Annotated in this window: 20 protein-coding genes and 1 pseudogene; 4 read left to right on the top strand and 17 right to left on the bottom strand. The window is 29.0% G+C overall.

Going from position 1 to position 19,233, the window contains the following annotated elements; translation table 11 throughout:
- Positions 1-103 precede the first annotated feature (103 nt).
- Positions 104-1,639, bottom strand: a complete 1,536-nt coding sequence (locus BHW04_RS08685) for a carbohydrate-binding domain-containing protein (RefSeq protein WP_022213171.1) — start codon at positions 1,637-1,639, stop codon at positions 104-106.
- A gap of 239 nt (positions 1,640-1,878) precedes the next feature.
- Between BHW04_RS08685 and BHW04_RS08680 the strand changes: the two genes are divergently transcribed.
- The 3 genes and pseudogenes from BHW04_RS08680 to BHW04_RS08675 all read left to right on the top strand — a co-directional run bounded on the left by BHW04_RS08680 (position 1,879) and on the right by BHW04_RS08675 (position 2,785).
- Complete coding sequence (locus tag BHW04_RS08680) at positions 1,879-2,316, top strand: VTC domain-containing protein (RefSeq protein ID WP_302699396.1); 438 nt, start codon at positions 1,879-1,881, stop codon at positions 2,314-2,316.
- Positions 2,306-2,380 (top strand): annotated as a pseudogene (locus BHW04_RS12260) (hypothetical protein); the annotation flags it as partial. The gene BHW04_RS08680 and the pseudogene BHW04_RS12260, both read left to right, overlap by 11 nt.
- Positions 2,381-2,428: 48 nt before the next feature.
- Positions 2,429-2,785: a hypothetical protein gene (locus tag BHW04_RS08675; RefSeq protein ID WP_302699395.1), complete on the top strand. Its 357-nt coding sequence runs from the start codon at positions 2,429-2,431 to the stop codon at positions 2,783-2,785.
- Between the two features lie 67 nt (positions 2,786-2,852).
- Here the strand turns inward: BHW04_RS08675 and BHW04_RS08670 are convergent, their stop codons facing one another.
- The 12 genes from BHW04_RS08670 to BHW04_RS08615 form a co-directional block, all read right to left on the bottom strand.
- Positions 2,853-3,035 (bottom strand): hypothetical protein, encoded by a 183-nt coding sequence (locus tag BHW04_RS08670; RefSeq protein ID WP_243166558.1) that lies wholly within the window; start codon positions 3,033-3,035, stop codon positions 2,853-2,855.
- Between the two features lie 147 nt (positions 3,036-3,182).
- The gene (locus tag BHW04_RS08665) at positions 3,183-5,567 is read right to left on the bottom strand and encodes an ABC transporter permease (protein WP_022213174.1); all 2,385 of its coding nucleotides are present in this window, start codon (positions 5,565-5,567) and stop codon (positions 3,183-3,185) included.
- Positions 5,568-6,236, bottom strand: coding sequence for an ABC transporter ATP-binding protein (locus BHW04_RS08660; RefSeq protein WP_022213175.1), 669 nt, complete (start codon positions 6,234-6,236; stop codon positions 5,568-5,570).
- Between the two features lie 146 nt (positions 6,237-6,382).
- On the bottom strand, positions 6,383-7,621 hold the full coding sequence (locus BHW04_RS08655) for a sensor histidine kinase (protein WP_022213176.1): 1,239 nt from the start codon (positions 7,619-7,621) through the stop codon (positions 6,383-6,385).
- 4 nt (positions 7,622-7,625) lie between these two features.
- Positions 7,626-8,315, bottom strand: coding sequence for a response regulator transcription factor (locus tag BHW04_RS08650; protein WP_022213177.1), 690 nt, complete (start codon positions 8,313-8,315; stop codon positions 7,626-7,628).
- 84 nt (positions 8,316-8,399) lie between these two features.
- A complete protein-coding gene (locus BHW04_RS08645; protein WP_186834524.1) occupies positions 8,400-8,726 on the bottom strand; it encodes a thioredoxin family protein in 327 nt (108 codons plus the stop codon).
- 134 nt (positions 8,727-8,860) lie between these two features.
- A complete protein-coding gene (trpA, locus tag BHW04_RS08640) occupies positions 8,861-9,649 on the bottom strand; it encodes a tryptophan synthase subunit alpha (RefSeq protein WP_291659573.1) in 789 nt (262 codons plus the stop codon).
- A complete protein-coding gene (gene trpB / locus BHW04_RS08635; protein ID WP_302623257.1) occupies positions 9,642-10,829 on the bottom strand; it encodes a tryptophan synthase subunit beta in 1,188 nt (395 codons plus the stop codon). Before trpB ends, trpA begins: the two co-directional genes overlap by 8 nt.
- Positions 10,813-11,436: a phosphoribosylanthranilate isomerase gene (locus BHW04_RS08630; RefSeq protein WP_022213181.1), complete on the bottom strand. Its 624-nt coding sequence runs from the start codon at positions 11,434-11,436 to the stop codon at positions 10,813-10,815. Before BHW04_RS08630 ends, trpB begins: the two co-directional genes overlap by 17 nt.
- A complete protein-coding gene (trpC, locus tag BHW04_RS08625; protein ID WP_302623256.1) occupies positions 11,427-12,197 on the bottom strand; it encodes an indole-3-glycerol phosphate synthase TrpC in 771 nt (256 codons plus the stop codon). Before trpC ends, BHW04_RS08630 begins: the two co-directional genes overlap by 10 nt.
- Before the next feature lie 10 nt (positions 12,198-12,207).
- Positions 12,208-12,759, bottom strand: a complete 552-nt coding sequence (locus tag BHW04_RS08620) for a hypothetical protein (protein ID WP_302623255.1) — start codon at positions 12,757-12,759, stop codon at positions 12,208-12,210.
- 957 nt (positions 12,760-13,716) lie between these two features.
- Positions 13,717-13,989, bottom strand: a complete 273-nt coding sequence (locus BHW04_RS08615) for a hypothetical protein (RefSeq protein ID WP_302630696.1) — start codon at positions 13,987-13,989, stop codon at positions 13,717-13,719.
- Positions 13,990-14,139: 150 nt separating this feature from the next.
- Here BHW04_RS08615 and BHW04_RS08610 point away from each other — a divergent pair, with 150 nt between their 5' ends.
- Positions 14,140-14,424 carry a hypothetical protein gene (locus BHW04_RS08610; RefSeq protein WP_302630695.1) on the top strand — a complete coding sequence of 95 codons (285 nt, stop codon included), beginning with the start codon at positions 14,140-14,142 and terminating at the stop codon, positions 14,422-14,424.
- Between the two features lie 67 nt (positions 14,425-14,491).
- Here the strand turns inward: BHW04_RS08610 and BHW04_RS08605 are convergent, their stop codons facing one another.
- From BHW04_RS08605 to thiT, 4 genes are all read right to left on the bottom strand, one after another.
- Complete coding sequence (locus BHW04_RS08605; protein WP_302623453.1) at positions 14,492-16,660, bottom strand: HelD family protein; 2,169 nt, start codon at positions 16,658-16,660, stop codon at positions 14,492-14,494.
- A gap of 62 nt (positions 16,661-16,722) precedes the next feature.
- Positions 16,723-17,907 carry a cation:proton antiporter gene (locus BHW04_RS08600; protein ID WP_302623452.1) on the bottom strand — a complete coding sequence of 395 codons (1,185 nt, stop codon included), beginning with the start codon at positions 17,905-17,907 and terminating at the stop codon, positions 16,723-16,725.
- Between the two features lie 107 nt (positions 17,908-18,014).
- Positions 18,015-18,629 carry a thiamine phosphate synthase gene (gene thiE, locus BHW04_RS08595; RefSeq protein WP_441294422.1) on the bottom strand — a complete coding sequence of 205 codons (615 nt, stop codon included), beginning with the start codon at positions 18,627-18,629 and terminating at the stop codon, positions 18,015-18,017.
- Between the two features lie 18 nt (positions 18,630-18,647).
- Positions 18,648-19,232, bottom strand: coding sequence for an energy-coupled thiamine transporter ThiT (gene thiT / locus BHW04_RS08590; protein ID WP_302623450.1), 585 nt, complete (start codon positions 19,230-19,232; stop codon positions 18,648-18,650).
- Between the last annotated feature and the right edge of the window lies 1 nt (position 19,233).

Below are 19,233 nucleotides of genomic sequence, written 5' to 3'. Positions count from 1 at the left end.
ATAAAGCATAACAAAAAAAGGCTTTTATATAAGATATTTGCTATTTTATACAAAAACCTTTATTTATAATTATACTTCATAGATTAATTTTTATAATTAATCTCTACCTTGGTGGTCTTCCTCCCCCTTGCATGCCACCCATGCCACCTGGTGCTCTCATTCCGCCTGAAACTCCTTCTGTTGCTCCTGTGCTTGAAACTGTCATTACCGAACTAGAAAGAGTAAAATTTGTAAGCTCTGTTCCACTTGTTGCAATTCCATCAGTATATAGTCCATTACTTTCACTACCAGAATTATTTCCTCCATAATATACAGAATAACTTGAGCCTATAACCAATTCTGGCGTAGAAATTATCACTGATTGACAGGTCTTGCTTGGCATAATAGAATCTATTCCATCACCAGCTGCATTAATCCCATCATCACTAGCCACTAAATTAATATTTCCATCATTTACAGTAATATGTGCTGCTTCTAACCCTTCATAACTATCTGTAATATTTATATCACCACCATTTATTTCCAAAACATTATCAGCATGAATTCCATCATCGCCTGATTTTATATGAAATATTCCAGTATTTATCATTACAGTATCATTAGTATGAATACTATCATCAGCTGAATCTATATTTATATTTCCACCATCAACTGTTAAAGCAGTACCTGCTTTAAGTGCTTTGGCACTTCCTGTCTCACTGCTAGATGAACTACTTGTATTTGAAGGATTTGCCCATGGGCCCATTTGGAAACTTTCAGCATGAGTAGCTGCATTACTGCTTCCCCCTCCTGAAACTATATTAATATCTCCATCAGAAATTGTCAGCGTTGTTTCTGCTTGAATTCCATCTCCGCCAGAAGTTATATTTAAACTTCCACCTTCAATTATTATATATCCTTTGGTTGTATCTTCTGTATTATCAGACTTAACACCATCTCCTGTGGAATTTACAGTTATCTCTCCACCTTTTATAGTAATAGAATCCTTACCTTTTAATCCATTGTTTACTGCTGTTACATTTACTGTTCCTGCCGTAATCTTTAAATCATCCTTACTGGCAATACCATTATTGTAGTTTCCAACAACATTAAGTGTTCCATTTCCATTAATAGTTAAATCATCTTTACTAAATATACATGCACTTGGTTCATCTGTTACTGTTCCATCATCATTTAGCTCTTCATATAGATACTCACTTCCATCACTAAGATAATTTTCACTATTATCTGCTAAAGTTATAATAGTATTCTTGGCACTTTTAACATATATAGGTGCACTATTACTACAAGAAATATCTACTCCATTGAAAACTATATAGACATTGATCTCATCAGCTGAATCAACTATTATTTGACCATCTTCTAAGGTACCGCTTACTTCATATGTACCACCTGAATTAATGGTAATTGTCTTATCTACTACCTCAACACCATCCCCCTCTGCACTTATACTATTATTACTTAAAGTTATTTTAGCTTTTACATCTGCACTAGCTGATTCATCGCTACTATCACTGACTGATACATTGGTATTGCTTGAAGCAGCAGATTTGGAAGATTCATTAGTATTATTGGAACACCCCATAGCTGTTACTGCAATAGCAGATACTATTAACATTGATAAAAATTTCTTTTTCATATATATCCTCCTAATAAAGATTATTATCTTACTTTAATCTTTTTATTGTTAAATACTTTTTAAATTTGTTTACTTTTCTTTAATTAATGCCATTATATATTATTTTTTTCTAAAAAAAGTAAAATTTACATTAACTTTAGATTGATTTCATACTAACTTTTAAAAGACCATTTATGATACAAATATGGATTTAATTTCAGCAATATCCAAATAAAAATTTAATAAGGAGGTCCTACAAAATGGCCATTAAGTCATTTAAAAGATATGAAAAAAAGTATCTTTTAACTGGTGAGCAATATGAAAAGCTTATTCCAAGATTACTTGAATATATGAAAATGGATGATCACTGTGTTAATAACAGTTACAGTATTTACAATATATATTATGATACTGATGATAATTCAGTAATTAGACATTCTATTTCCAAACCATACTATAAAGAAAAACTTAGATTAAGAAGCTACAAGATTCCTCAGTCTCCTTCTGACAAAGTATTTCTTGAATTGAAGAAAAAAATAAATAAAATTGTTAATAAACGAAGGGCCATAATTACTTTAGAAGAAGCTTATAACTTTCTTGAATTTGGTGAAAGACCAAAATGCACTGATTTTATTACAGAACAAGTTATAAACGAAATTGAATATTACTTAAGTCATACAAAGGTAAATATACAATAGAATTGCCTTCTTTGGCAAAGAAGATAAGGACTTTAGACTTACCATAGATTCAAAAATCATTACCCGCCGTGAAGATTTATTTTTAGAAAGCGGCTGTCATGGAACAGATATATTGAAACCTAATGGATATGCAGTAATTTTCACTATTATCCTTTGTGCAGTAATGATAATTTTAGATAGCCTTAATTTTGCTATGCCTAAATCTAAGGCAATGGTACTAAAAATAACAGTACCTGAAGACTTAAACTTTGAAGGTGTATTTGATGAAATATTAAATACAAATACTACATCATGGAATATGGTAAAAGTTAGAACTAGAGATTTTGGTGCTTTATATGAATTAAATTACTCTATTCATCTTAAAAATGATGTTAATCAAAAAAAATTCATCGATTCATTAAGGGTAAGAAATGGTAACTTAAATATCTCTCTTACATCTTGCGGATCAGAAGATAAAATATTTAACTAAATTCAAAAGGAGCTGATAAACACTATCAGCTCCTTTTTAGCAATATACAATATGCTAATTCTTATTATTAATCTTTATATTTTGATAAAGTTCCACATGCACCATTTAGTGAAGTTATTGCTTGTTGAATAACAGCTTTATTTTCTGCCTTTTCTGCATTGCCTAAAGCTTGTTGTAATGAACTAACTGCTGACTGCACTGATGTCATGCTTTGATCAACATATTGTTTTGCTTTTCCAGGCAATCTCATCATCTCCTTATTACTTTTCTTGATATTATATTGCCCTGCTCTTAAAAAATTATACATACTATTTATACTATATAAATTTTCTTAACTCCTTAACTCCATAACTCCCTAACTCCCTAACTCCTTAACTTCTTAACTCCTTAACTTTCCCTACTCGCTATATCTTATCCTATCTACTAAAGAATCCTTCTTAAAATTATTTGTAACCATATAAGTAATTAATATTTGTACTAAAGTAATTGCCACTATCATAATAATTGTTTGTGTTAAAGGATAATCATATATTGCATATGATGCTCCTGTATTTCTAAAAATAATTACAGCAATATATCCTAAAATATTTCCTAAAGTTAAAGTAATTAAAAGAGTTCCCACAGTATAAAATAAGCCTTCAATTTGTAGCATTTTTACCAGTTGCTTGTCTGAAAGTCCAATGGCTTGTAATATACCAAGCTCTCTTTTTCTTGTTATTATACTTGTTATCATTGTATTTATTAAGTTCATCAAACCTATAACACCTATGATAATTACAAGAGAATATATAAGTACACTGGTTATAGCCATACTCTTTTTATAAGTTTCTATAGAATCTTCCAAAGTCCCATAGCTCAGATATTCATCATTATCTGTGATGTTTTTAATTTCTTCTTCCACAGACTTTAACATATCCTTTTTAACTTCTAAGCCTACTCTTATGGTGGTATCTGTTTTTATTAAAGAATCCATCACACTTTCAGGAATCCTAATGGACGCTCCCCCTATATCAACTAAAGCTAATACAGTAAATTCCTTCTTATAAGAATCTTTTCCATCATAAATAGTAATTACTTGCGTACTACCTACCTTTATCCCAAATTCTTTTGCATATGATGGATGAGTATATACTAATCCTTCTCCACTTTCTAGCGCTTCTTTATTTATTTCTCCCTCAACTAAATGCTCTGATAATTCATCATAAAACTCTTTATCAAATCCTTGTATATCTTCTAAATTCTTTTCTCCAGCACCAATATCAATACTTGCCCAAGCTGACTTTTCCATATTTATTTTTTTAACACCTGGAATATTTTCTAGTCTCTCACACATTTCTTTTCCTAATGGATTATTGGCTTGAATATCATATAAATTATTACTGCCATCTTCATTCCAATCATAATTATCTAAGTATACCGTTATATCTCCTAATGAATGATCTTTTGCCATATTTTCTGGATTCATACAATTCATTATTGTTGATGCTACTATAAATAATATCCCACTTAAGGAAAGAGATAATAGTGTTATTACTGTCCTTTTCTTATTTCTTGATAAATTTGCAAAAGTTATTTTCTTTAAATTTATCTCTTCATATCCTTTTCTTTTTTTCTGCTTGCTGTCATTACCATCATATCTCATAGCCTCCACCGGTGAAATATTGCATGCCATCTTCATAGGTTTTAAAAGAGATAATAATACTGAAATTACTGTTATTACTGCAACACCTATAGCAATAAAAATATTCATTCCACCTACGCCATACCTATCCATTTTTAAAGCTTTTAAGATGACTACCTGGCCAATTAAATAACCAATAGCAATTCCTAGTGGTATAGAAATACAGCTTAAAATAAATCCTTCTCTTAAAATTATCTTTCTTATCTGTCGTTTAGTTGCCCCAACAGCTCTTAGTTTTCCATATTCATGTACTTTATTAATTACTGAAACATAAAAAATACTATAAATAACTAGCATACTTGATAAAATAATTATTAAAGCAACTATAATTCCTCCTGCTATAACCTGGGGATCTGGATTAGATGCATTTATATAATCTGTATTTATTCTTACATCATATTCTTCTATGCCCATATTCTTAGCAATGGAAAGTATGCTTTCCTTCACCTCATCAGCTGTTAACTTTTTAGGTTTAACAATATTTATATAAACATTATATTTAGTATTTTCATCTACTTCTTCACTTACAAAATATGATTTTGATATAATTGCCGAATAACTTTTTTGTGCCTTACTAATATCAGATGTTTGCAAAATACCACTTAAAATAAACTCTTTTTCTTTTATTTCTCCAGTACTTAAGGATTCATATGATAACTTTATTTTATCGCCAATTTTTGCACCATTATTTAATAAATTTAAGTATCCACTTTCAATGGCTATTTCATTTTCTTTTTCTGGCATGTTTCCATCTTCAAACTTTATATTGGCCATATTCTTTATTGTATTATCAGCATAAATTAATCCTAAATTGCTATCTTCATATTGTGATGTGCCAATAGCCTTATATATTCCATATTGATCAATACTGGCATTATTTTTTATAATATCGAGTTTATCTTTATTTACTCTTTTATAAATTCCCTCAAAGGAACCTGAATACTCAATAGTTGCAGCCTTATTGGTTTTAAGCCAATTGTTACAAATAATTCCTACAGAAGTTAAAAGCGTAGTTGTGAGCATTATTGTTATACATATCAATACACTTTTAGCTTTGCTACTTTTTAAATTTCCCTTAACAAGATTAGTTAATGTTTTCATTTATTCCACCACCTTGCCATCTTCAATGCAAATTATTCTATCTGCCATTTGGGCAATGCCTTCATCATGAGTTATCATCACTATAGTTTGATTATACTTTTTAGCTGTAAGCTTTAGTAAAGTTAATACTTCTTCTTCTGTCTTAGAATCTAAATTACCTGTAGGTTCATCTGCTAATATTATTGATGGCTTTGATGCTAACGCCCTGGCTATGGCTACCCTTTGTTGCTGTCCTCCTGATAAAGTATTTGGCATATTATGCTTCTTCTCCTTCAATCCTAATGTATCTAAAATATCATTGACAAAATCTTTATCTACCCTTCTTGAATCTAGCCCTATAGGAAGCACTATATTTTCCCATACGTTAATTGAAGGTATTAAATTATAATATTGAAAAATGAACCCTATCTTTCTCCTTCTAAATATAGCTAATTCTTCCTCTTTCATAGTTGATATATACTTATTATCTATAATAACCTCTCCTGATGTTGGTTTATCTAGCGCTCCTAGCATATGTAGAAGTGTACTTTTACCTGATCCTGATTTTCCAACTATAGCTACAAATTCACCTTGAAATATGTTGATATTAGTATTATCAATGGCTTTAACAATATTTTCTCCCTCTCCATAATATTTCTTTAAATTTATAGTTTGTAAAATTGTATTCATTTTTTTCTCCTTTTCATTAATTACTATATTTAAAGGATAATCTTCCTAGCTTTCATATAACTTTCAATTTCACTTACAATTTTGTAAGAATTGTATTTAGCTCTGAAATTATAAAAGATTGCTACACTGATAAGTGCAGCAATCTTTTATTTAGGTAGCATCAGCGTAAACTTACTTCCACTGCCAATTTTAGATTTTACTAGTATACTACCGCCTTGATCCTCAAAAATCTTCCTGGTTAGGTAAAGCCCTACCCCTGAACCTTCAATTCCTTTTTTTTCATGCTCTTTTCCTCTATAAAATCTCTTGAATATATTGTTAAATTCCTTTTTATCTATCCCACTACCATTATCCTCTATATTTATTTTAATGAAATTTAAACTTTCCTCCATGGTTATGATTATCTTTCCACCTGGCTCTGTATATTTTATACCGTTATCTATCACATTAAAGATTGCTTCTTCTGTCCACTTATTATCATGAACTATTTGGTAGTCTTTTAAGATTTCCAAGATAATATCAATATTCTTATTTTGTGCCTTTATATAAGCGCTATTATAAGCTTTAATAACAGTATCTTTCAAACTACTTTTTACAGGCTTTAATTTAATCATTGCAGCTTCCAACCTTGAAATATTTACCAAACATTCAATAAGATTTTGTAATTTGCTGATATTTTTATTGCTCATAGCTAAGAACTCATGCTTTTCATCTAATGTTAATTCATCATCCTCTAAAATAGAATTACACATACTTAAAGATGCTAAAGGCGTCTTTAATTGATGTGATATATCTGTAACTAGAGCCTTTGAATCTTCTTTTTCATTTTCTAATTTGTCATAAGTATTACTAATATTTTTTCCTAGAATAGCAAGCTGATTATCGATTATATTTACTATGCCTTCCTTGCTAAATTCATCTTTATGTTCAAAATTCCCATCAATATAATTTCCTAAGGCTGTTGAAATTTTATATAAATATTTAAATACATATATGCAAATTATACATATGGCAATACAGCTTACTAAAAATACTATAGTTATAAAGATTACATTTCCCGCCATATATTCATTTACATATCTGTCACTTGCAAAACTTTCTATAATTTCATTAGTATAGCCATATTTATTAAGAATGTTTTCTCCGTATTCTTTATACTTTTCATCGTCATTAAAAATACTATTTAAAATATTTGCCTCATCATTGGGATACTTACTAGCTAAAGCACCAACAACCTGCTTATAAACTTCAGCCTTATCAGCATATATCTTTTCTAACTTATAATTTTGAAAAACGCCCCATGATGCTATTAACATAAGCAAAATTACTATACTTCCTAAAATAACTCTTCTAATAAATGAATTTGATTTGATACTTTCCAACATACTCTTAACTAATCTCCTCATTCCATCTATAGCCTATACCTCTTATATTTTTAATAAATACAGGCTCCGAAGGAATATCTTCTATCTTTTCCCTTAACCTTCTTATATTTACTGCCACTGTATTTTCATCTACAAAAGCACCATCTTTGTCCCAAAGTGCTTCAAGTAATTGTCCCTTTGTTACAATTTGACCTGAATTCTTTATTAGACGATTTAAAAGCTTATACTCATTTTTACTTAATATAACTTCTTCATTATTTATCAATAGTTTCATTTCCTCTGGATAAAAACTTAAGTTTCTGCATCTTATGATTCTTTTACTTTCTTCTCTTAAGGATGTCCTTCTCATTAAAGCATTAACCTTAGAAATAAGAACCATTAAACTAAATGGTTTTGTTATATAATCATCTGCTCCCAAATCATAGCCTGTAACCATATCTACTTCTTGATCCAATGCAGTAAGGAATATAAAAAGCACGTCACTATTTTGTCTAATTTTTTGGCAAAGTTCATATCCATCTCCATCTTCTAAAGTTATATCACTTATGACCAAATCAATCTTATTATTTTCAAATATAACAATAGCATCCTTTACTGTGGGGCTTGTTAGCACCTCATAGCCTTCCTTTTTCAATTTAAAGCTTATACCTCTACATAAAGATGCATCATCTTCTACCAATAATATTTTTTTCATTATTATTACTCCTTCTTATTCTTATATGGTAAAAATACTGTTATCCTTGTACCAATTTCTTTTTTACGTTCTTTATATTCATATTTAATTAAAAAGCATATGATAATACCTTCCTATGCTTTTCTCTAAATCTAGCAAATCAACATTCCTTCCTATCCTGATGCTTTCTCTTCCTTCAATGAATAAAATAAATACTGGCACCGAATATACATCATATTTAATTGCTAAGCTAATATTTTCCTCACCATTTACTTCTCCACCTAGAATTCTAGGAAATCTCTTCAATATCTCTTCTATTTTAACCTTTATTACTTCACAAGCAGAGCAAGAATTTCCTGTAAAATAAACCACAGCCATTGCATTATTCTTAATTAACTCTTCTATTTCTTTTTCATTATGTAACTTATTCATATATAATTAAACCTTTCTTAATTTTTTAATACTTGGAAAAAATCCAAAGAAAGTAGATATGTTATTATAAGTGCTATACCTTAATGCTCATACAAAAACCATCTACTCTCTTAATATATTTTATCCAATACCATTTAAAAGCTACTTTTTATTTTTTTAACAAATTCATATACGTCTTTTTTTCTTTCCTCAAAATCTTTTTCTTCACCAATCCTTCTTACTATAGCACTTCCAATAATAACTCCATCACAATATTCCTTAACAGCACCAGCTGTTTCTACTGATGAAATTCCAAAGCCTACACATATTGGAGTGTCTGTATTATTTTTTACTTCCTGTAAATATTCTTTTATATTGCTTGATATAGTGTTTTGTTCTCCAGTAGTTCCTGCATGAGATACACAATATACAAAGCCTTTTGAATTTGCTGTTATTTTATTTATTCTTTCTTTTGATGTTGGTGCCACAAGAGGAATTAAATCAATATTATTATTTTCACATGCTTTTAATAATTCTTCTCTTTCTTCTAAAGGTACATCAGGAACAATAATACCACTTACCCCTGCATTTTCCAAATCATTTAAAAACTTTTCAACACCTTTACAATAAACCACATTATAATAAACCATTATAATTACAGGTATATTAATTTTTGATGTTATATTTTCTACTGTTTTTATCATATCCTTTATATTAATTCCTGAAGTAAGTGCCCTATGATATGCATCTTGTATAATTGGTCCATCAGCAAGTGGATCACTAAAGGGTATTCCAAGTTCTACAATATCTGCTCCAGCCTTTTCTAAAACTTGTGCTATTTCAACTGTTTCATCTAAACTTTTATCCCCTAATGCAATAAATGGTATTAATGCTTTTTCATTTTTTTCTCTTAATTCTTTAAATTTTAAATCTATTTTATTCATTAATTGCGCCCTCCTTATTTTCATAACTTTCTATTATATCCATATCCTTATCTCCTCTTCCTGATAAATTTACTAATATAATTGAATCTTTTGAAAGAGTAGGAGCAATCTTCATGGCATATGCCACAGCATGAGAGGATTCTAACGCTGGTATTATTCCCTCTATTCTAGTTAATTTATAAAAAGCATTTACAGCTTCATCATCTGTTATTGCAGTATACTGAGCTCTTTTTATATCATTTAAATATGCATGCTCTGGCCCTACACCTGGATAATCAAGACCTGCTGATATAGAGTGTACTGGTGCAATATTCCCATCATCATCGCTTATTACATAACTTTTCATACCTTGAAGTATTCCTTTTTTACCTACTGCAAATCTAGCTGCATGAAATTGTGTATGAAGTCCAAGGCCTCCTGCTTCTACTCCTATAAGCTTAACTTCTTTATCATTTATAAATGGATAAAATATTCCTATAGAATTACTTCCTCCACCAACTGCTGCTACTATATAATTAGGTAGCCTTCCTTCTGCCTCTAATATCTGATTTCTTGCTTCATCACCAATTATTCTTTGAAAATCTCTAACCATTGTTGGATAAGGATGTGGCCCTAAAGCTGATCCTAAAACATAAAAAGTATTATCTACATTAGTAACCCAATCTCTTATAGCTTCATTGACAGCATCTTTTAATGTTTTCGAGCCAATTTTTACAGAATTAACTTTAGCTCCTAAAAGCTTCATCTTTCTAACATTTGGAGCTTGTCTTTTTACATCTTCTTCTCCCATAAATATTTCACACTTCATATTAAACATTGCTGCCACTGTAGCTGTTGCCACACCATGTTGTCCTGCTCCTGTTTCTGCTATTATTCTATTTTTCCCCATTCTCTTAGCCAAAATAACTTGTCCTAAAACATTATTTATTTTATGAGCTCCAGTATGATTCAAGTCTTCTCTTTTTAAATATATTTTTGCTCCACCTAATTCTTTAGTTAAATTAGCTGCATAATATAATGCACTTGGACGTCCTACATAATCCTTTAAATATTTATTTAATTCATCTTTAAAGCTTTTATCATTTTTTGCCTTTTCATACTCTCTTTCTAATTCTTCCAATGCTCCCATTAATATTTCTGGTACATATTGACCACCATATTCATTAAATTTCCCTTTCATTATACCCTCTCACTTTCTCTATTATTTTTTTCATCTTTATATAAGATTTTTCTAAATTACCTTTTTCATTAATATCTTCTGCTCCTGATGATATATCAATTCCTTTTATATTTTTTATCTTTAAAGCATCATCTAAATTATTAATATTTAATCCACCTGCAAGAATAATTTCTTTATTTGTACTGATTTTTTCTATACTTGTCCAATCAAATACTTTTCCACTTCCAGGATTTAAAGAATCAATTATAACTTTATCAATTAAGTTTAGTTTCTCTTCACTATATTCTTTATAATTTATTCCTCTCCACACTTCACCTTTAAAAATATCCTTTATTCTTTTAACCATATACTCAGTTTCATTTCCATGTAGTTGTAAAATATCTATAGGAACTTTTTCTAATACATTTTTAATTTCCTCAAAACTATTATTTCTAAATACAGCTACAGTTTTTATTTCCTTATTCAAATACTTACATAATTGAAAAGCCTTTTCTTCATTTACCTTCCTTTTACTTTCTGCAAATACCAATCCTATATAATCTGGCTTTAATTCATTTACAAATTCAACTTCTCTTAATGTTGTTATTCCACAAATTTTTATTTGCATAAAAGTAAATTATTTAGTCCTTCTTTAAACTCTTCATTATTTAAATTTTTTATTAATGTTTCTCCTATAAGAACTCCATTAACTCCTAAAGCCTTCATATATTCAATATCTTCAATAGTTTTTAATCCACTTTCAGAAATTATTATTTTATTTTTAGGAATAAACTGTAATAAATTTCTTGTTGTAGCTAAATCTACAGTAAAATCTTTTAGATTTCTATTATTTATTCCTATAATATCTGCATCAATTTCTAAGGCCATCTCTAATTCATTCTTATTATGAACTTCAACTAATGCTACTAATCCTAAATTCATCGCCGTTTCATAAAAATCTTTTAGCTTATCTCCTAATACTGCTACAATTAAAAGCACTGCAGATGCACCTAAATATGCAGCTTCATTTATTTGATACTTTTCAATTATAAAATCTTTTCTCAAAAGAGGCTTGTTTGTATTTGAAGATATATATTGCAAATATTCATTTTTTCCTAGGAAATACTCTTCTTCTGTTAGCACTGAATATGCTCCAATAGGAAGCTTTTCATATTCTTCTAGTATTTTATCAATTTGAAAATTCTCTAATATTATTCCCTTAGATGGAGAAGCTTTTTTAAATTCACCTATAACTGTAAAATCATTATTTATAAATGTATTTATAAATAAATTTTTACTATATTCAGCCTTTGGTAATTTTTTAAACTTAACTTTATCTATTGCTTTCAATCTTATTTCTTTTTTTGCTACTATTTCATCTAAAATCACATTACACCAACTACTTTAACTGCTGATATTTTTTATAAGCTTTTCCTGAGTCAATTAATGCGTTAGTTAATACAAATCCATCATTAATACTATCTACTTTTTTCCCTGCAAAAAGTGCAGCCCCTGCATTTAATGCAACTATATCTCTTTTAGGTCCCTTTTGCCCTTTTAATATTGAAAGTATTATTTCTGCATTTTCCTCTGGTGTACCACCACTTATCTCCTCTATAGATACCTTTTCTATACCAAAATCCTCAGGACTTATTTTATATACTTTAGTTTTTCCATTGCAAATTTCGCACACTTTTGTTGATGATGTAGTTGTTATTTCATCTAATCCATCTTCACCATGTACAACTAAGCCTCTTTCAATACCTAATTTAACAAGTACTTCACCAATTTTATTTACTAAATCTCCATCAAATATTCCCATTAGTTGTCCTTTTATAGGTGCTGGGTTAGCAAGAGGTCCAATTAAATTAAATATAGTCCTTGTTCCAAGCTCTTTTCTTTCTTTTCCCACATTTTTCATTGCCTTATGATATTGCTGAGCAAAGTACAAAAGTGGCTGACGCCACGCTTCAGCGAAGGAAGCAACTTTTGTTAGCCAACCAAAAGGTTCTAAAAGAAAAATAAGTCCTTACAAAAATTTAATTAATTTATTTTTCTTTTACGGTTCTTTTGAGGCACTATAATTTTCTTTTTAACGCATTATTAACGACGTATATAAGAAATGAATAATCTATTAGTATTCCCTATACTGAAAAATTTTATACTTTCCTAAGCGTTAAAAAAAGAGCCACTTCTATCCCTGTATGGGACGAAATGACTCGTGGTGCCACCCAAATTTATATACTTAGTTACCTTATAATTATGAATTATGAGTGATGAATGATGAATTGTGGAATAAACTCACAGATTTTAGAAAAAATATGTTTCTTAGAAATTCTTTTAGTTTCAACATTAATTCATAATTCTTAATTAAAAAATGGTATTTTGCCCTAATAGGACGAAATACCATTACTTCGCTATGCCACCTAAGTATAACTCTTTACCAGATACAGACTTTTTCCATAATAAAAACGTCGATATCCTGTCCTTTTAACGGTAGACTTGCCGAAAACCACTACTAATTAATTGATAATTTCTTCTGAAAGAATTAAAAACTCTCCTATTTTTATCCATAATTTTCAATTCTAAATTTTCCATTATCACTTAATATTCACTGTTTCATCTCCAAGGCCCATTCACTATCTGCTACAACATTTGGCTTACACCATCCCAAACTCGCTTAAGCTAAACTCAGATAGCTACTCTTCTTTTCATTGATTTTAACTTTGATATTATTATATACATCTCTCTTTAAATGTTTACTATTTCTCCAAATAATTTTTTATAATTATCATACCACCTCATAAAACCACCCTGTAATATTAATACTCTTACTTCTATATATTAACTACATTATAAAAACATAACTAAAATATTCTGCTTTAAAGAATGAAGAATTCAAATTAACTTATAAAGGGCTTACTTTAATATACTGATTTTTTACTGCATTAGGCAATAAATATGATTCCGAATCATTATTGCTGTCCCTATTTTCTATAGCTTCTTCATCATCTGCCCTCTCATTATCTTTATATTGAATAAGTAAATTTGTTTCTTTATCTTTAGAAACTGTTTTAGATGATTTTTCTGCTCTAAATTGATCTATGCTTAAAACAACTAAAAATCCTATAAAAGTAACTATAGTAATATAAGTTATAATGGTAATTAATTTCTTTCTCATAACACAGCACCACCCTTATACTTCATAATATTATTTATATGCCAATAATATTATTACTATCTTAAGTATTTCCATAATTATTACTATAAATTCTTATAATTTTTTTTTATTTGATAAAAATATATATAAAATACTTATGGAGGTATATTAATGTTAAAAAAACATTTTAAAATTTTATTTATAATCACCTTATTATCATCATTTGTACAACAGTCTGCCATTGCTTCAGCTATGTATCCTAATTCTTTTGATAATATATTTGATAAAGTAGATAATTTTTTTCACTCTAGTGGTAGTCATAAAGAAATAAATGTGCCTGAGGAGGAATTTTTAGAAAATCAATATTTACAAGACTATTATGAGGAAGATGAAAAATACTTAGAAAGACCAGAAGCACAACAATTTTATAAAGATTATTTAGATTCTGAACGTTAAAAAGGATGTATTTGCATACACCCTTTTTCATCACCTTATAATTTTTTACATATATTACAATTATCTATTATCTCTCTTCTATTTCATATAAAGTTTTATTGCTTGGTAATATTTCCTCTAAACTTTTTTTGGTAAATACTTTTAATTCATGTAAAGCTCTAGTACATACTGTATAGAATAAGTTCTTATTGCTTTCATTTAAATATTCTTCACCATCTGCCACTATTACCCCATCAAATTCAAGACCTTTAGATAAATAAGAGGAAATTACATTTACTCCTATTTTAAACTCAGAAATCTCAGTATCAATGAGATTAATTTCAGCTAAAACTTCTTTAAGCTTGTGATAAACATCATTGGTTATAGCTTTTGTCTTACATATAACAGCTATAGATTTATAGCCTTTTTCTTGCATGGTTTCAATAGTCTTGGCCACCTCAACTATTCTATTTTTTGTGATTATAACCTTAGGATTATCTCCACTTCTTTCTACTGCTTCAATTGGTTCATGTGTATCAAGTAGCTCTCTTGTAAAATTAGTTATGTTGGCTGTTGAACGATAACTCTTTGATAACACTTCAATTTTTATATCATTAAATATTTCTGTTATTGCATTTCTATTCTTAACATTTGAATGTTCATCTATTCTTTGATTTAAATCTCCCATAATTGTTATTGCTGCATTCTTAAATGATTTTCTAATAAGCTCATAGAATAATGGACTATAATCTTGTGCTTCATCTATTAAGATATGCTTAACATTCTTATAGTTTCTGAAACCTTCCATGGCTGCTCTTATATATAGCATAGGTGTTATATCTTCATATTTTACTTCTCTATTATTTAAATATCCTAACGTTATTTCTTTTACCTTACTTAAATCATCATTACAATAATTTTCAATATTACTCCATAATAATTTATATATTTCTACAGTATTAAATGTTACTACCATATTATCTATTTGAGCATTAATTTCTGTCTTACAATGTTCATAAAAGTTTTCTTTATCTTCTACATATTCAAAATCATAATCTCCTGAATCGCTATTTAAAAACCTATTCTCAACTTGTGAAAAAATACTTTGTTTAACTACATCAAGCCTATTTAATAAAGGTATATCATTAAATCTCTTTAAGAATGTATTAGCAACACTTTTAACTGGAATAATCTGCTTACCATCTATAAATATTGGTTTACATTTCACCAACTTTTCTGGTAAATCTCTGCAGAAACTTTCGATAATCTCCATAAATTTCATGCTATTTTTATATTCCATGGCTAAAACTCTATTGGCTAATTCTTGATCACCACTATATAAATAATCTAAATGCTCCGCCTTATTTTCAAAATAATAATCTGCTGGTAAAGACTTTTTTGCATATGCATCAAAAGTAGTCTGAAGAACATTATTTTCTCCAAGCTCAGGTAATACATCACTAATATATTCAGCAAACACTTCATTAGGACTGAAAATCAATATATTATCTGCTTGAAGATTTTTTCTATGCTTATATAAAAGATATGCTGCCCTATGAAGAGCTATAGATGTTTTTCCTGAACCTGCTGCACCTTGAATAAATAAAGTTTTAGCATCATCATTCCTAATAATATCATTTTGTTCTTTTTGTATTGTAGCTACTATATTCTTCATTTTATCTGTAGCATTCCTATCTAACATTGCTGTTAAAGATTCATCGCATAAAGCTGCTCCTGAATCATGAGTAAAAACAATTTTTGAATTCTTAATATTAAATTGTCTACTAAATTCAATATCACCTTCTATTTTTCCTATAGGTGCATTATAAAATGCTGAACCTACTTCAAAATCATAAAACATATTTGCCACAGGTGAACGCCAATCAAAAACATAAAAATCAAAATTATCTTTATCCTCAACACTAGCAAGCCCTATATAAAAACTATCTCCTTCTTCACCTTTTTCTTTAAAATCCAATCTAGCAAAGTAAGGAGATTTTAATTGTCTTTCTAAGCTTTTTAATTTATTTAATTTATTAGCATAAGTCTTTTCTTCTAAAGCAATTTGACTACAATTTTCTAAAACTTCAAATTCATCAAATTCATTTCTATTATCCCATAAAAATTTTCTTTGTTTTCTTATTTCTTTATCCTGTTCAGTACTTAATCCATCAAATTCCTCTATAAGTTCATTAATAGCCTTGATGGTTGTTTGTAAATACTTTTCTTCCTCTTGTTGACTTCTACCAATATACATATTTTTTTCTCCTCTGTATTTAATAATCAGTTTATTATTATACTTGATTGCTTTCTATAAAATCAACATTGAACACTACTTTTATCTCTTGAAAAAACAATTTTTAATAATATTGGTGTAAATATACTTGTAAATACCACCATTATTATAATTGGAGCTAAAAAATAACTACTTAGTAACCCTAAAGTTAATCCTTTGCTGGCAATAATAAGTGTTACTTCACCTCTAGTAACCATGCCGCTACCAATCTGTATTGATTCCATATTATTATATCCACATAACTTAGCACCTAAACCACATCCTATAATCTTTGTAAGAACAGCTACTATAATTAACGCTATAGTAACCATTACTATTTCTCCATTTAAATATGGTAGCTTTACATTTAACCCAACACTAGCAAAAAATACTGGTGATAATAATATATATGATAATGTTTCAAATCTCTTTGTTATATATATAGTTTCCTTATTGGATGAAAGTACAAGTCCTGCTATATATGCACCAGTTATATCGGCAACACCAAAAAACTTTTCTGCACTAAATGATAGTAATAAACATATTACAAAAGATACTATAACAAATCTCCTTTTATCAATGTCATATTTATCCACCCATTTATTAAATAATTTATAAGTAATAATTCCTACAATCACACTAAATATAAAAAATGCTACCATTTTTACAACAACCATTAATACACTTACAGATGAATCAGCTAAACTTGTAATAACCGTTAAAACCAACATTCCTAAAACATCATCAATAATAGCTGCTCCTACAATTATATTTCCTACAGAAGTGGATACTTTTCCAAGCTCCCGTAAAGTTTCTACTGTTATACTAACAGATGTCGCTGTTAAAACAGAGCCTATAAATATATTTTGCACAAAGATATTTACATTGCCTACCTTTCCATCATTGATGCAATATGCTAATATTGTACCTCCAATTAAAGGTATTATTACTCCCATTGTTGCTACTATAAATGAAGTCTTTCCACTTTTCTTAAATTCACTTAAATTGCTTTCTAGACCTGCAGTAAATAATAATACTATAACTCCCACTTCTGCTAGTTGCTTAATAAAATCTGTTTCATCTATTACATTAAATACCGCAGGTCCTAATATTAAACCAGCCAATAATGCTCCAACCACCTGTGGTAATTTAAATCTCTTAGTAACCAAAGATAAAACTTTTGTACTCAGTAAAATAAGTGCAAGATCTAATAAATATCGATATGACATATATCATTACCTCCTATATAACTTTGTCTTACATAAATTTTACCATTTATTAACAATAAAAAGTCATAGAAACATACTTGTTTTTTTCCTATGACTTGTCACATTTATTAATTATTTATTTTTATTATCCAACTTCCACATTCTTTTTTAATATTTTCCTTAGCTAATATAGCTGAAATAACAGCATATCCATCAATATTGCATTTTTTAACATAATCTATGTTATCTAAGTTTAAGCCGCCTATTGCTGCTACTGGCAAATTTACTTTCTCTTTAATCTCTTTTAAGGTATCTAATGATACTCTTTTAGCATCAAGCTTTGTTTTGGTACCAAAAATATCTCCTACCCCTAGATAGTCTGCTCCATCTGCTTTGGCCCTTTCAGCTTCTTCCACCGTCCTACAAGAAACACCAATTATTTTTCCTGGCATCAACTTCCTTGCTTCCTTTGCAGGAATATCACTTTGCCCAAGATGAACTCCATCTGCATCACAAAGCATTGCTATATCTATTCTATCATTTATGACAAATTTAACACCATACTTCCTAGTAAGCTCTCTAAGGTTCATAGCTTTTTCTAAAAATTCTTTACCATCAGCTTCTTTTTCCCTTAACTGCAACATGGTAACTCCACCTTTTAAAGCCTCTTCTATGCAATGATAAAAATCACGTCCCTTTAATATATCACTGTCGGTAATTAAATACAGTTTTAACTCTTCCATAACTCCATCCATTTAATATCATACATGTTTTTTCAATCTGTCAAATGGCATTATTGCTAATATTACAACACAAAGAACTCCTTCAACACCTGCTGTTGAACCATTATATACTAATGAATATAATACTGCTCCCATATTTTCTGGTGCAAAAGCTCCAAAGAATACAACCCCTGATAAGAACTTTGAAAATACATTAAGCACTACCGCCATTAAAGGTCCAAATATTCTTTTTATTCTTGTATCACTGCCAAAGGTACCTGCTAATCCTAAGGCCATTGTTGGAAATATATAATCTAGTAAAAATTGTACTGGATGAATTACATACGGCCCATCTAATAGTGATAATAATCCAAATACAAGACCTGCAGTTACACCTGCTGTCTTACCGTAAAGTAATGAAAAAAGCATTACTGGTAGCATTGAAAATAGTGCAATACCTCCACCTTGTGGATATCTAATTATTTGAATAAGACTTAATATAAAAGAAATTGCCGCTATTAATGAAGCCATTACCATCTCCTTAGTGTTCATCCTATTATTTTTTAAATCAATTACATATGATATCACTATAATTGCTGAAATTATTCCTAAAAATATTATCATC

The organism is Clostridium sp. 29_15 (assembly GCF_001916075.1).
In the GTDB taxonomy this organism is placed as follows: Bacteria; Bacillota; Clostridia; order Clostridiales; family Clostridiaceae; genus Clostridium; species Clostridium lentum.
Note: the sequence above shows the minus strand (reverse complement) of the source record. Positions and strands in the feature narration are given on the sequence as shown.